The sequence below is a fragment of the Entomobacter blattae genome (assembly GCF_014672835.1).
In the GTDB taxonomy this organism is placed as follows: domain Bacteria; phylum Pseudomonadota; class Alphaproteobacteria; order Acetobacterales; family Acetobacteraceae; genus Entomobacter; species Entomobacter blattae.
Genome location: NZ_CP060244.1, coordinates 430,470 through 444,654, shown reverse-complemented (window position 1 = coordinate 444,654; position 14,185 = coordinate 430,470). Strand labels below are relative to the sequence as shown.

Here is a 14,185-nt window from a genome sequence, read left to right as displayed (position 1 = left end):
CGTTTTGGTATTGGCAGAACACTAGACAAAAACACGTTCTCCGGAAAGTTTTTTTTGTCGTTTAAAACATATTGTTATCTTAAATGGGCAATTGGTCGATAAAATTGGCTGAAAGGTTTTTCTCAACATCATGGGTCATTCTACGTTAATAACGGGTGCAACGGGTTTTGTTGGCTCTGCTGTCGCGCGTGCTCTTCACAAAAGGGGTCATCAGCTTCGCTTTCTTGTACGTCACGAGAGCGATTTAAGGAATATTGCCGATATAGAAGGAGAACGTGTTGAGGGGGATTTACTGGATTTTGAGAGCCTGACAAAAGCTGTGCAAGGCTGCAGATACGTTTTTCATGTTGCTGCAGATTACAGGCTTTGGGTGCCGGATCCAGCCCGCATGATGCGTGCGAATGTTATCGCAACGATCAAGCTTATGAAAGCAGCCCATCACGCTGGGGTTGAACGGATTGTGTATTGTTCTTCTGTGGCAGCCCTTGGGCTTAAGGAAGATGGCAGCAGTGCTGATGAAACAACACCGGTCTGCCCCGAGAAGATTGTTGGGGTTTATAAACAGTCTAAATACAGGGCAGAGCAAGCTGTACTCTCTCTTTATAGAGAGACAAAACTCCCGGTGGTGATTGTTAACCCCTCAACCCCCATTGGCCCGCGTGATATCAAGCCCACACCTACAGGGCGGATGATAGTCGATTGCGCCAATGGCAAAATGCCGGCCTATGTGGATACGGGCCTGAATATTGTTCATGTGGATGATGTGGCGGAAGGGCATTGTTTGGCCTTGGAAAGGGGACGACTGGGGGAAAAATATATTCTGGGTGGCGAAAACTACACCCTTAAAGAGCTGTTTAACCTTATTGCTGGTATGGTGGATGTAAGGCCCCCCTTGATGGAAGTATCGCAGAAAACGGTTTGGCCCATTGCTGTTATTTCGGAATGGATAGCCCGCATTGCCCCTATTGAGCCACGTGTGACACGCGAAATGCTGTTAATGTCTCGTAAGAAAATGTTTTTCTCCTCCCATAAAGCGGAGCACGATTTGGGTTATTCAGCCCGTTCGGCCAGCCTTGCTGTTGCCGATGCCATAGAGTGGTTTTGTACGCATGGAATGGTTAAAAAAAAGTGGCGTTGAGAAAGGCACACAAGCCCTTGCATGGGGTTGATTTGTGGGGTGGAATAGGGTGGTTAAAGGGTCAGATCGCCTTTACGGTATTTCAGAAAAACTATTGGCAGGTAGGGTTATAGAAAGGGGATGGAGCATTGGAGCGGCAAGGATTGGAACGGCACAGATCACAGAATTTAAAGGATAATCCATGGGGCAGAGAGGATGTAACATCGACTAAAACCGCTAGGGATGAGAATTTTCCTGTTGGTTCATGGTTGATCGATCAATCCAGACGGCCCTTTGTGCATGCTTATTATCAGTTTGCCCGTGTTGCTGACGATATTTCAGATTCTTCCCGTCTTTCCCCTGAAGAGAAAATAGCCCGGCTTAACGCCCTGGAGGACGTGGTTTTAGGGCGGGTCTCTCCTCCTTTATCGCGGACTGATGCTGCCTCGGCCGTGGCTTTGGCCCAGCAGCTTAAAGGAAGCCGTGTTCAATCCTCAACAGCAACAGATCTGTTGATAGCCTTCCGTCAGGATTCTATAAAGCTCCTTTATGCTAATTGGTATGAACTGTTAGAGTATTGTCGGTATTCTGCAAATCCTGTTGGGCGGTTTCTTTTACAGCTCCATGGAGAGAAGAGCGCTGTCTTTGCTTATTCCGATGCCTTATGCACTGCTCTTCAGGTTTTAAATCATCTGCAGGACTGCAAGAAAGATTGGAAAAATCTGGGCCGGTGTTATATTCCTCAGGATTGGATGGCAGAAGAGGGTGTAAAGATAGAAGATGTTCTGGCAGATTATACCTCTGTCCCTCTTCGGCTGGTTTTTAACCGCATGCTCGATGAGGTTGATGCCTTCAACCGGCAGGCTAGCTTGTTACTCGGTGTTGTGCGCAACCGCAGGATGCGTCTGGAAAGTGCTGTGATTGTCAGTCTTTCTAAAAGATTGGCCTCTCGCCTTCGTAATCAAGATCCTTTGGCGGGGCGTGTCAAGCTTACCAAGCTTGATTTTGCTATGGCAGCTCTTAAGGCATTGCGGTGGTTATCATCAAAACCCTCGTAAGAGGGGAGAATGTCCTGTCATTTTTATAAAGCCTATTGATCTTTGTCTTATATTATAAGATACGACAATATAAATTTTAGGCACGAAAAGCTGTGGAGCAAATTGTGACGGTGCATGCTGCTGAAGAGATCAGTAAGAATAAAGAAGAGTACATCCTCCTTGATCGAGCAAAAACAAGGAACACTGGCAATGGGGTCTGTACTCCAGAAGATGTTCGTGCGGTGGCAGAAATTGTCAAACAAGCTGGCACTTCTTTTGCCAAAGGCATGCAGAGCCTGTCCCTAACGCGTCGTATTGGGATGTACGCTCTCTATGCCTTTTGCCGTGTGGTTGATGATATTGCCGATGAGGACGGCCCTGAAGAGGAAAAGATTGAGGCCCTTCAAGCTTGGAAAAAGCGGATTTCAGCCCTTTTTTCTGGGCAAACAGGCGATTCTCTCGATAGGGTCTTGTTGTTTGCTATCCGTCGCTATGGTCTTGCACAACAGGACTTTAACGATGTGATTGATGGAATGGAAATGGATGCCCAAACGGCTATCATAGCACCAGATGAGGCAACCCTTGATCTTTATTGTGATCGGGTTGCTTCAGCGGTTGGGCGTCTTTCTGTGCGGATTTTTGGTGAGCCTTCACCGTTGGGAAGCAAGGTCGCTTATCATTTGGGCCGTGCTTTACAGATTACGAATATTTTACGTGATCTGGGGGAAGATGCCCAACGGGGTAGGTTGTATTTACCAGCAGAGTTATTGGCCCGTTATGGCATTCCTAAAGATCCTTATGAAGCACTCTACCATGAAAATTTATCAGATGTATGCCGCATCATGGCGCTTCGAGCTCAGGACCATTTTCGTGAAGCCTATAAAGTTATGGCTCAGTGTGATAAAAAGGCAATGCGTCCAGCACGGTTAATGGCGTTTGCTTATGAGGCTCTTCTGAAGGCCCAGAAGAAAAAAGGCTGGAATAATACGGGCAAGTCAGTTTCCTTGGCCCCTTGGCAAAAATTAGGGATAGCTGTAAAAAGTCTATTGGCTTAAAGGGTATTTTGTCAGACCATGGTTGCACATATACATGTCCTGGGCGGGGGGTTGGCTGGTCTTTCCGCTGCAACCCGTATGGCAACTCAGAGTAGGCGGGTTACTCTTTACGAGGCAGCGCGTGCCTTGGGCGGGCGGGCGCGTTCATATTATGATAGTCAGCTCGGGAGCAGGATTGACAATGGCAATCATCTCATTCTCTCTGGCAATCAGGCTGTCATGGCCTATTTGGAAAGAATAGGCAGTAAAACCAGCCTGTATGTTTCTGGAAAACCGCAATTTCCCTTTTATGATCTTGGCACGCACAAACAATGGACATTGTTGCTTTCCAAAGGGCGATTCCCTTTTTGGCTTTTTTCTTCTTCACAGCGTATACCGGGGGTAAGGCTAAAGGAATATGCCACTTTTCTGAAATTGCTGCGGGCGGATCATACCGTAACCGTTGCAGAGTGTTTGAGAGAAGGGAACTTAGCTCACCTTCTTTTAACGCCTTTGGCCATTTCTGCATTGAATACCCCGCTGGATAAAGCCAGTGCGCAGTTATTTGCCTCTATTTTACGCCAAAGTGTTATCGCAGGCGGGGGGCACTGTCTGCCGCTTTTTCCGCAAGAGGGGCTGTCAGAAACATTTGTGGAACCAGCGATAAATTTTCTAAAATTTATGGGCGCAGAGGTGAGAGAGGCTACGCGCGTAACAGGGTGTGAAATTGCAGAAAACCGCATTGTTAGCCTCTTTTTTTCCTCTGGTGAGCGTGTACTGGTTGAAAAAAATGATTACGTGGTGAGTACCCTTCCTCCTTGGGTTGCTCGGGAGGTTTTTTCGCCTCATGTGGCAGGATTTACCGCCCCCGATGAGTATGAAAGCATCTTGAATGTCCATTATCGTCTTCCCCAAGAGCTCTCGCTTTGTGGGGTGCTGGCAGAAAGCCGTTTTTGTGGGGTAAGTGGCGGGATGGTCGAGTGGATTTTTATTCGTAACGGCATTATTTCTATTACCGTTAGTGCTGCAAACCGCTATATCAATCTTTCCCAGAGCGAGGTAGAAGAAAAGATATGGGGCGAAGTGAAAACTGTACTGGGTAAGGGGTTTAGGCTTTCCTTACCGGATACACCCCCTTTTGCAAGGTTGGTGTGGGAGAAAAGGGCTACTTTTGCAGCTACCCCCCATCAGGATACCAAGCGGCCGTCTGCGAAAACATCGCTCTCCAATCTTGTTTTGGCTGGAGATTGGACAGATACGGGTTTGCCTTCCACTATAGAAGGTGCCATAAGGTCTGGAATGCGTGCGGCAGAGGCATGTTCTGTTTAGTTTTTTCAACCCAAGGGAGCGTATAGGAAACAGGATGATGGGCATGAGGATCCCTATGTTTGCAGAAGTGGTTTGTTTAGGTTGTAAAGGGCAAAAATAATGGACGATACAAACTGGAGCAGGCTTGACGATGCTGTAAGGAAAGCCCATGGCGTTCTGATGGATAAGCAAGAAGGCGACGGCTACTGGGTTTTTGAGCTGGAGGCGGATTGCACCATTCCTGCTGAATATGTCCTGCTGGAACATTATATGGACCGGATTGATGAAGAGCTCCAGGTTAAAATAGGGCGCTATCTTCGTCGTATTCAAGGTGAGCACGGTGGATGGCCGCTTTATTACGATGGCAAGTTTGATATGTCGGCCTCGGTTAAAGCCTATTTTGCCTTGAAAGCCATTGGCGATAGCCCCGATGAACCCCATATGGTTAGAGCACGCAAAGCGATATTGCAGCATGGTGGGGCCGAAAGAAGCAATGTTTTTACCCGTTTCCAATTAGCTTTGTATGGGGAGGTTCCTTGGGAGGCAACCCCCGTGATGCCAATTGAGATGTTTTTACTTCCCCGTAAGGCGGTTTTCTCTGTCTGGAATATGTCTTACTGGTCGCGGACAGTGGTGGCACCCCTGTTAGTGCTAGCAGCCCTTAAACCCAAAGCAGTTAACCCCAGAAACATTACAGTGCAGGAGCTTTTTACCCGCCCGCCTTCTTTGATTAAGGATTGGATCAGGGGACCATATCGATCTCGTTGGGGGCATGTTTTCAAAGCTGTAGATGTGGCGATACGGCCCTTGGAAAAACGTTCACCCAAATGGCTGCGGGAAAAAGCCATAAAAGTTACGGTCGATTTCATTATGGAGCGTTTGAATGCAGAAGATGGGCTGGGAGCCATTTACCCAGCCATGGCCAATGCCGTTATGATGCTAAAGGCGCTCGGTATTCCAGATGAGGACCCACGGTCGGTCGCAGCGTGGAAAGCCATGCGGAGATTGATTGTCGACTATGGAGATGAGGCCTATTGCCAGCCATGTTTCTCCCCTATTTGGGATACCGGGTTGGCTGGGCATGCCATGCTGGAAGCAGCCTCAGGCCCAGAGGGTGTTCAACCAGAGGAGACGGCTGAACGGATGACCAAAGCAGCTGAATGGCTGCTGAGCAAACAAATCCTTGATGTAAAAGGAGATTGGGCACTTAATAACCCCACCCTTCCTCCTGGCGGGTGGGCTTTCCAGTATGAGAACGATTATTATCCCGATGTGGATGATACGGCTGTGGTTGGAATGATGCTTCACAGGGATGGTAATCCTGCCTATGAGGAAGCCATTGAGCGGGCCCGCCATTGGATTGTGGGGATGCAAAGCAGCAATGGAGGCTGGGGAGCGTTTGATATAGATAACAACGTCTATGTGCTTAACCATATTCCGTTTGCTGATCATGGGGCTTTGTTGGATCCGCCTACAGCTGATGTGACAGCACGGTGTATTTCTTTTCTTGCTCAGCTTGGCCATAAGGAAGATCGTCCAGTTATTGCACGCGGGGTGGAATATCTTCGTGCAGAACAGGAAGCGGATGGTTCGTGGTTTGGTCGGTGGGGCACGAATTATATTTATGGCACATGGTCTGTGTTATGTGCGTTGAATGCTGCAGGAGTTTCCCCTACCGATCCTGCTGTTGAACGTGCTGTTGAATGGTTAAAATCTGTACAACGAGAAGATGGTGGCTGGGGCGAGGGGGAGTCGAGCTATGAAGGGGGGCCTCGCGGTCAATATAAGGAAAGTCTTCCTTCGCAGACAGCCTGGGCCCTTCTCGGGCTTATGGCAGCTGGCCATAGGGATGACCCTGAAGTTCAAAAGGGTGTGGCCTATCTCGTAGAGACCCAGAAAGAGGATGGAACCTGGGAAGAGGAACCCTATAATGCCGTAGGATTTCCAAAGGTTTTTTATCTCAAATACCACGGATATAGCCAGTTTTTCCCGCTTATGGCCATGTCACGATATAAAAATCTTGGTCACACCAACTCTCGTCATGTACAATACGGTCTTTAATTTATGAAGCTTGGTATTGTGGTAGGAATGCAGAGTGAGGCACGCCTTGCCAGGCAGTTTGCCCCAACGGCACGGATCGTCCCCAGTGGGGCAACTTTTCTGGGTGCACAAGGGGCCGTAAAAGCATTGTTAAAGTTTCGGTGTAATGCTGTTTTATCCTTCGGTTTGGCTGCGGGGTTGTCTCCTATACAAAAAGCTGGAACTGTAATTATCCCTCACACTGTCTGGCATAAGGGGACTGCTTGGGAGGTTGATAAAACCCTGTGGCATAGGGTTGGGGGTAAGGCCTTATCTGTTAATAATAACGATATCGTGCATGTTGACCATATCGTTGCCAGTGCGGCGGAAAAGCGCAACCTGGCCTTGCGTTATCCCTCTTGTGTGGCGTTGGATATGGAAAGTGGGATAGTGGCAGAACAGTGCCATGCAGCGGGTATTCCCTTTGCGGTCGTGCGTGTCATTTGTGATGATGCTAAGCGCTCACTTCCCCCTCTTGTGCAGGGTGTTCTTTCGCAGCAAGGCCATATACAGGCTCAAAGCATTCTTACCAGCCTGCTCTTTTATCCTTGGCAAATACCTTCCTTGATAGGCTTGGCGTTTGAATCAGCGCGGGCAGAAGCGGCTTTAAAGCGTCATATCCAAAAAATGACTTTACAATCATAGTTCGGTCAGAAAAGCTGGGTAGGCTGTTGTTCGGATGTTTCCTATGGAGGAATAGGGAATGTTTTCCGAATAAAGGTTTAGTGAACACAAAAGGAGTTATTATGATGGAACTTGCTAAAAATTTTTTAGGCATTTTTACCATGGCATCAATTTTAGGGATGGCTATGGGGGCTGCCCAGGCCAGTGAGGTCAAGTTTGATATTCCCGGACAGAATAAAGTAGAGACAACAGCTGCACGTTATATCTGCAAAAAATCCTCCTTACCTTTACCCGTAAAAATTTTTCGTGTGTCGTATATTAATGCTGGTCCTACATCAATTGCTATTGTCCCCGTTAAGGATGGCGCAACAGTTTTTTCAAATGTGGTGGCTGCCAGTGGGGCTCGCTATGTGGCGGGGCAGTTTGAATGGTGGGTCAATAAAGACGGCGCGACTTTTACTGACGTTAATAATAAAAACGCAACGGCAAGTTGCACAGAAGTTAAAAATCCTAAGGCAAAAGAAAATAGTCAGTAAAAATAAAAAGGCTTATTGAAATAGAGAGGTTTTTTATAAAATATCCTCCCCTTTTTATTCAGGGGAGGATATTTTGTGGGGAGTTAACCGTGGCAATTACAACCCTGATGGTTGCACCCTGTGGAATGAGAATGGTGGTTTGAGCATTCTTCGCAGCAGTAAAACTGCCCGTTCTTTTGTATGGCCTTTGAGGAATCGACCATACAGACACAGTCTTTACAAGAGCATTTGGTTTTTTGGGACATGGTGGCCATTTTACTTTCCTTTTAAAAAGAGTGAACTCAAAAAGATAGCCCACTTCTTATAGAAATGAAATAGAAGATGAGAAGTTTTTAGGAGTTAGAAATTTATTGGCTCTTGGTGGTATTCAATAAAAAGGTCAAATGGTGCAGCCAGAGTCTGGTGTTGAATGGCAGAGAAGCAAAGGCAATATATGTGTTTAAAAGCGCTTATTTAGGGCAGCCTAAAGGGCTTTTCTTCCTTTTTTATGAAAAAGCTAATAACTTTTATGAAAAGCTAATAACTAGGGTGCTTCCAAGTCTCTGCTAATAAGACTAGTCTTTATTTGGAGTTTTGAGAGCTCTTTTGGGCGTATTTGCCCCTCAAACAATCCCTATCCTCATGTTCATACGCTCATACGTCAAAAGTTTCGGTTTGTCGGATGAAACGATAAGCCATGGGGGTTTGGAAGAGGTACAACTCTCTCAGTAAGGGCTTTGCTTGTGGAAGAATTGGCCTGCCATTTTTTGGAAATATGCTGACTTTTTTATAGGGCTCTCAGAGGTTTTTTGATATAGGAGCGGTTTTGAAGTTTTAAAGAAAAGTAAAAACATCCTCTTTTTTAAGTCTGGATTTTGGGGCCTTGGCATTATAGTCTTCGCTGCTATGATAACCCAGGCTAACAAGAAGGGTGCTCGTTAGCCCTTTTTCTTTTAACCCGAGTTCTTGATCTAGAATTGCGGCGTTAAAACCCTCCATCGGGGTTGCATCAATTCCCAGGGCTGAAGCGCCCATTAATAGATACCCCAAGGCAATATAGATTTGTGCAGTCATCCAATTGCCGATGTCATGCTGTTGACTATGGAGTTCAATAAAAAATTTACGGGCTTGAAAAGCCTTGTCCCTTGCTTCGGAGGTGGGATAGCGCTTATCGGCATATTCTTGGTCTAAAACTTTAGTAAGGTTTTCATCTTTATAGTCAATCAGTCGGCATAAAACGACAACATGCGAGGCATTGATAATGTTGGGGGTATTAAAAGCAAACGAATCGTTGGTGGATTTGGTTATGCGTTCCTTGCTGGCTGAAGTGCCTGCAATAAAGAAGTGCCAGGGCTGGGAATTAATGGAAGAAGGGGTAAGGTGGAGAACCTGTAGCAGCTTTGTTATATCGTGTTCAGGGATGGTTTTGGTATTGTCATAGGCTTTGGTGGTGTAGCGTTTGCTAGCAATATTAACAATGTCCATAGAATTCTATTCTTTCCAGTTAAATACGAGGTAGCGAGCGCATGATTTTCAAGGCGCTTTTTTATTTAGAGTAAAATGGGGTGTAGAGGCGAAGGAGTCAAATAGTGCAGTGGTAAAATTATAAAAAATAGACTGGAAAAGCCCTTCAAAATATTTCATTTCTCTTTAGAGTTTAGAGTTTAGAGTTTAGAGTTTAGAGTTTAGAGTTTAGAGTTTAGAGTTTAGAGTTTAGAGTTTAGAGTTTAGAGTTTAGAGTTTAGAGTTTAGAGTTTAGAGTTTAGAGTTTAGAGTTTAGAGTTTAGAGTTTAGAGTTTAGAGTTTAGAGTTTAGAGTTTAGAGTTTAGAGTTTAGAGTTTAGAGTTTAGAGTTTAGAGTTTAGAGTTTAGAGTTTAGAGTTTAGAGTTTAGAGTTTAGAGTTTAGAGTTTAGAGTTTAGAGTTGGCATAAAAATGCCATAGACTGGTCCCAACGGCAGCCATGGTCAAAATAGCTGGAAAATAAAGGGATTTCCCAGAAAGTATAATAAGGATGGCCACCATTCCAACAACACCACAGGCGAGAAATTTTTGCCATAGCTGTGTGGTCAGCTTGAAAAGGGCGGCAGAGGCCAGAGCGTAAAGCAAGAGGAGATTTTGTCCGGCCAGGGCGAAGATCTTCCCAAGGCCAATATTAAAAAAACCATCTAAAACCAGCACGGTGCTTGTGGCAGCCCATGTAAAAACAAGGGCATGAGTGGGAATTGTGTGAGAGAGCCTGCCGAAGACTGAGGGGATAATTTTGTCTTTCCCCAGGGAATAGACCAAGCGGGAGATAGCCCAAATTCCCCCGAAAAGATTAGCTATAATCAATAGGGTTGCAGTGCAGGAAAGAACAATATGTCCGTAACTTCCAAGTATGGGATAGAGGATCTCATAAAAGGGGGTGTTAAAATTCTGCCTGAGATGGGAGAGAGAGACAAGAATAGCAATAGAGCTGTAGAGAAAGATAGCGATTATATAGGAAAAAACCATGGCCTTGGGGAAATCCCGAGCAGGGTTTTTAAACTCTTCCGCACTTGTCGAGCCAACCTCCCAACCGGTAAAGGCAAAAAAAATGGTCATATAAGGATGAAGGAGCCCCAGGAGGGTTACGGGTTCGTGGGAAATAGGCGAAATATCCTGCGGCGAGGGGGGTGGGTAAAGAAAAAGGCTGATATACCCCAAAACCATAAGGCCTATAAGGATAAAAAGAAGCAAAGCGCCAATAAATTCAAGGGTTTTGGTTATGGTCTTTCCTGAGAAGAGGTGCGTTAAGCTCATGATGAGAACAAGGCCAAATGCATAAAGATGGGGGTGGGTAGGCAAGATAAGAGAAAGATAGAAGCCCCCCGTTAAAGCAGTACCGGGCATGCCAATCAGTACGGCGCCCAGAAAAAGATAAGCGGCTATGCGCAAGCCAATGGGGCCAAAGGCCCGAGACGCGTAGGTGGTTATTCCTCCTGCGCTAGGAAAATCTTTTCCCAGAAGAATAAAGACCAGGAGCAGGGGGAAAACACTTGCCGAGCAGATGAGCCATGCCGCTACCGAAGATTGACCTAATTGATGGTAAATCAGGCCTGGCAACACCAGTAACCCAGCCCCTATGACAATATTCAGAAAAAAAAGGGTGCCGCTGAATAAGGTAAGGGATTTATGTAACCTCTCTGCATGGGGCAGGGGTGAGGGAACCGTCAAAAAAAGTCTCCTTATTGGAAGGTGTTAGATTATCAGAATGTGCCCGAGGGTAGATTATTCGGTGAGTAAGGGATAAAGGCTCAACACTAACAAAATTCCCATAGCGATATTAAAAACTCGGTAATGAAAAGAGTTTTGCAGGAGTTTTTGAATAATGGTTCCCCCATAGGCCCATGAGCATAGGCAAAAAAAGGTTATGATTGTGTAGGCTGTAATCATGATAGGAAGAATAAGGTAATAGTGGGCGAGGGGGACATAAAGGGTTGTCGCAGCAACCGCCATAATAATGGCTTTGGGATTAACCCATTGGTATAATACGGCCTGTATGAAGGAGATAGGGGTAGAGGATGTTGGTGCGTTTTCAAAATGAGGGTGGGCATTCGCAATTTTCCATGCCAACCATAGCAGGTAAAGAGCTCCTCCATAACGCAGAAGCGTATAAAAAATGGGCCAGCGCGTAAAAATAACGCCGCCACCCAAGCCAAATACAGCCACCATAAAGGCAAAGCCCAGAGAGACTCCCCAAATATGGGGAAGGCTTTTCTGAAAACCAAAATTAGCGCCAGAAGCGAGAACCATAACGTTATTGGGGCCAGGCGTAATGGCGCTGATAACAGCAAAGGTCAAAAACCCAATGGAGAGAAAATGCATATAGGCAGGCTTTCTTTGGGGGAGGGACAGCAGAAAGTTAGGGATGACGTTTAAGATGGAGTCGGGCATTGGGAACGTTAAAATCTACTGAAGCTCCGTGATAGGCCGTACAACCTCGGCTTTGGCTTAAAAAGCTCAGTATGTTGCCCCGTTTTTTAAATGTTACTGTGCAACTTGGGAGGGCAGGATCCTGTCCGTTTGATGAGGGGGATCCGTTTGTAATGGAAATTTCGTTTCTGCTGACTTTGGCAGGGCCGGTAACACCGCCCGTTCCTTCATTAAAAGCAACGGAAACAGTTCCCCAAAAGCTGTTTTCACTGAGAGGTCGTAATACAACCAGGTAATGCCCTTTGGCCCCGACATATTCTTTATCAGTGGGGCGAAGAAGTGTTTTTTCAGTTTTTCTTAAATCTACTCCTGCAAACATATTTTCCATTTCGCTTACAGGGTCATGCGGAGAGGATTCCTTGGGAGAGGCTTCTTTCTTTTCAGGTTCAGGTGAGGGCGGGGGGGTGTTTTTCTGTTCAGAAATAGGTGGGGCGTTTGGGTCAACCTGTGTTTTATTAATTTGCAATAATACTGAGAGCTTTGAGGTACCATTTTGTTGGGGGGTAAGGGTTACCTCAAAGACGGCATCATTAATGGTGTTGTCCGAAGCATAAATTTGGCCAGTGCAAAGGATACGGTTGGGAGAGGGGGCTGTTTTTGTTGTGTGATCAATTTTGACGAATCGTTTTTCAATGAGCCGGTTCATGGGGAAATTATTGAACTGGCTGGTTACTTCCTGAATGACAAAAGAGGAATCACACGCAAGAATGTGAGAGGAGTGTTCCATTGGGACATTGGGTGAAGGCGCAGGAGCGTTTTGCTGTTCCTGAATAATATTTTGTTTGGGAGTAAAGAGATACAGACCGAGCAAGAAGGCTCCCATCCCGCAGAAAAAACTTATAAGAATTCGTAGCCGTTTGCTGAGGGTTCCAAGGGGCAGTAGGAAACGCGTAGTTTGTGAAGGCTTCGCAAAATGCTCGGCATTAGAGGAGGGCGCTGAAGTTGGAGAAGTATGCTTTTGAGGGTGGGTTTCTGGCTTTGCGGTAACGGCGAGGGATTCAGCGGAGTCTTCTTGGGAGAGGTGCGCTGTCAGAGGTGTTTCGGCAAGTGGTTTCCAATGGTCTCCAAACGCTTCCGTCCAAACCAGGGTATCAGGAAGGATAACGCCCGATTGGATAAGAAAGGCCATTTCCTCGGCATTTTTAGGGCCGATTGTTTCATCGGTGTTCTGTTTTTGGTAGAACCATTCGTTATCATTACTCACAGGGAACCTCGGTCATTTGGAAAAACAAGCCCTTTTTATGCTAAAATCTAGTGTAATGTGTCTGTAAGGGTAAAAAAAGATTTCGGCAGGCAATTTCTGGAAAAATTGTTATATAATTTACAGTTTGTAAAATCATGGTGAGTAAAAGCCAATAGAACGGAAGAGCGATGATAAAAAAGACCTTATTTTTTATGGCATCCTGTTTTGTTTTCTCTAGCCTATATCTTTCAACGGGGGGTAGTGCCTGGGCGGCGGGCACCCTTCAGCTTTGTGATATTGCACAGGGGAAAATAAGAATGTGCCAAGGGCTTTACAGTGGCAGTGCTGTTGTAAACACAACAGGCACTCATTACCAGCGCTGCTCAGTTGCTCTTGGGAAGAAACAGAGCTGCTCAGGGCCTTATACAGGGGAGTCTGTCTTATTTTCCCCTCAGGGAGAATATGAACTGTGCTTTTTAAAAAAAGGGTATGTCACCAGCTGTCAGCCTCATTTTACGGGCCATGTTGTGGTTGAGCGTCACTAAAGTGAGTTTTCATGGCCCTGAGAGGATAGCCTCTGAGAGGGTGATGGGCCATAGATATCAAATATGGCGGCATTCTTTTATAGAATTTTTCTTTATAGAATGAGGGAGAATAGAATAACCTTGGACAACCGTTATGGTCGGAGTAAGAGGATTCGAACCTCCGGCCCCTGCGTCCCGAACGCAGTGCTCTACCAGGCTGAGCTATACTCCGTAAATCTCTCATTATTTTAGGTATACTGGCCCTGTATAAGGCTGACAAGGGGGGATTATTAGCAGGCAATCATCGGTGAAAACGGCATCAGAGCATCTGACTATTATGAACAATATTACGATTGCGGATTTCTATGATACCGTCACGAGAGGACACCATCATGAGATGGTTTCAACCATGGATTGCTCAGCACTAGTTGGAAAGATCATTCTGAAGTTTTGACCTGCTCTAATCGTTAGATGTTTTTAAGGCAAAATCTGTCATTGTATTCAGGAGGGTCACCAACAAAGGGTTACCATTCTTTATGGTTTTTATAGGCCTTCCTGAAGGCTCATCAATATATGTACTTAAACTAAAAGCGCTTGGAAGAGAAGCGTTTAACTTTGTAGCGCCTTCCGGTGAAATATCCAATTTACGAATGCTTAAAACCGTTCGCTCCCGATGCAAAACACCATTCATGTCATGGTTTTCTGCCATAAGGCGGATTATTAACTCTAACTCTTTTTGGATCTGGCCGAAAGCTTCCTGCACCGCTCCCTGAATGATATGGTTACGATTTTGCAAGGCCTGATTAATC

General features: G+C 45.9%; 14 protein-coding genes and 1 tRNA gene. 8 read left to right on the top strand and 7 right to left on the bottom strand.

From position 1 onward, the window contains the following. The first annotated feature begins 130 nt into the window (after positions 1 to 130). The 7 genes from hpnA (at position 131) to JGUZn3_RS01990 (ending at position 7,735) form a co-directional block, all read left to right on the top strand. Positions 131 to 1,138 (top strand): hopanoid-associated sugar epimerase, encoded by a 1,008-nt coding sequence (gene hpnA, locus JGUZn3_RS02020; RefSeq protein ID WP_203414099.1) that lies wholly within the window; start codon positions 131 to 133, stop codon positions 1,136 to 1,138. A gap of 143 nt (positions 1,139 to 1,281) precedes the next feature. Beyond that, complete coding sequence (hpnC, locus tag JGUZn3_RS02015; protein ID WP_203414098.1) at positions 1,282 to 2,175, top strand: squalene synthase HpnC; 894 nt, start codon at positions 1,282 to 1,284, stop codon at positions 2,173 to 2,175. 152 nt (positions 2,176 to 2,327) lie between these two features. Further along, a complete protein-coding gene (gene hpnD / locus JGUZn3_RS02010; protein ID WP_408871762.1) occupies positions 2,328 to 3,209 on the top strand; it encodes a presqualene diphosphate synthase HpnD in 882 nt (293 codons plus the stop codon). Between the two features lie 18 nt (positions 3,210 to 3,227). Further along, positions 3,228 to 4,517, top strand: a complete 1,290-nt coding sequence (gene hpnE, locus JGUZn3_RS02005; protein ID WP_203414097.1) for a hydroxysqualene dehydroxylase HpnE — start codon at positions 3,228 to 3,230, stop codon at positions 4,515 to 4,517. A gap of 99 nt (positions 4,518 to 4,616) precedes the next feature. Continuing rightward, positions 4,617 to 6,557 carry a squalene--hopene cyclase gene (shc, locus tag JGUZn3_RS02000; protein WP_203414096.1) on the top strand — a complete coding sequence of 647 codons (1,941 nt, stop codon included), beginning with the start codon at positions 4,617 to 4,619 and terminating at the stop codon, positions 6,555 to 6,557. 3 nt (positions 6,558 to 6,560) lie between these two features. Continuing rightward, the gene (locus JGUZn3_RS01995; protein WP_203414095.1) at positions 6,561 to 7,220 is read left to right on the top strand and encodes a phosphorylase family protein; all 660 of its coding nucleotides are present in this window, start codon (positions 6,561 to 6,563) and stop codon (positions 7,218 to 7,220) included. 101 nt (positions 7,221 to 7,321) lie between these two features. Next, positions 7,322 to 7,735, top strand: a complete 414-nt coding sequence (locus JGUZn3_RS01990) for an MliC family protein (RefSeq protein ID WP_203414094.1) — start codon at positions 7,322 to 7,324, stop codon at positions 7,733 to 7,735. 83 nt (positions 7,736 to 7,818) lie between these two features. On the opposite strand, the gene JGUZn3_RS01985 is transcribed toward JGUZn3_RS01990, so the two are convergent. From JGUZn3_RS01985 to JGUZn3_RS01965, 5 genes are all read right to left on the bottom strand, one after another. Beyond that, on the bottom strand, positions 7,819 to 7,980 hold the full coding sequence (locus tag JGUZn3_RS01985; RefSeq protein ID WP_275402863.1) for a metallothionein: 162 nt from the start codon (positions 7,978 to 7,980) through the stop codon (positions 7,819 to 7,821). 568 nt (positions 7,981 to 8,548) lie between these two features. Continuing rightward, positions 8,549 to 9,199, bottom strand: a complete 651-nt coding sequence (gene nfsB / locus JGUZn3_RS01980; protein WP_203414092.1) for an oxygen-insensitive NAD(P)H nitroreductase — start codon at positions 9,197 to 9,199, stop codon at positions 8,549 to 8,551. A gap of 424 nt (positions 9,200 to 9,623) precedes the next feature. Beyond that, on the bottom strand, positions 9,624 to 10,910 hold the full coding sequence (locus JGUZn3_RS01975) for an APC family permease (protein ID WP_203414091.1): 1,287 nt from the start codon (positions 10,908 to 10,910) through the stop codon (positions 9,624 to 9,626). 54 nt (positions 10,911 to 10,964) lie between these two features. After that, positions 10,965 to 11,561 carry a LysE family translocator gene (locus JGUZn3_RS01970; RefSeq protein ID WP_203414090.1) on the bottom strand — a complete coding sequence of 199 codons (597 nt, stop codon included), beginning with the start codon at positions 11,559 to 11,561 and terminating at the stop codon, positions 10,965 to 10,967. Between the two features lie 37 nt (positions 11,562 to 11,598). Continuing rightward, positions 11,599 to 12,873 carry a DUF4339 domain-containing protein gene (locus tag JGUZn3_RS01965; RefSeq protein ID WP_203414089.1) on the bottom strand — a complete coding sequence of 425 codons (1,275 nt, stop codon included), beginning with the start codon at positions 12,871 to 12,873 and terminating at the stop codon, positions 11,599 to 11,601. A gap of 167 nt (positions 12,874 to 13,040) precedes the next feature. On the opposite strand from JGUZn3_RS01965, the gene JGUZn3_RS01960 reads away from it, so the two are divergent. Next, the gene (locus tag JGUZn3_RS01960) at positions 13,041 to 13,397 is read left to right on the top strand and encodes a hypothetical protein (protein WP_203414088.1); all 357 of its coding nucleotides are present in this window, start codon (positions 13,041 to 13,043) and stop codon (positions 13,395 to 13,397) included. Positions 13,398 to 13,531: 134 nt separating this feature from the next. On the opposite strand, the gene JGUZn3_RS01955 is transcribed toward JGUZn3_RS01960, so the two are convergent. Next, a tRNA-Pro gene (locus tag JGUZn3_RS01955) sits at positions 13,532 to 13,608 on the bottom strand. Between the two features lie 228 nt (positions 13,609 to 13,836). Beyond that, the gene (locus JGUZn3_RS01950; protein WP_203414087.1) at positions 13,837 to 14,172 is read right to left on the bottom strand and encodes a hypothetical protein; all 336 of its coding nucleotides are present in this window, start codon (positions 14,170 to 14,172) and stop codon (positions 13,837 to 13,839) included. Positions 14,173 to 14,185 lie beyond the last annotated feature (13 nt).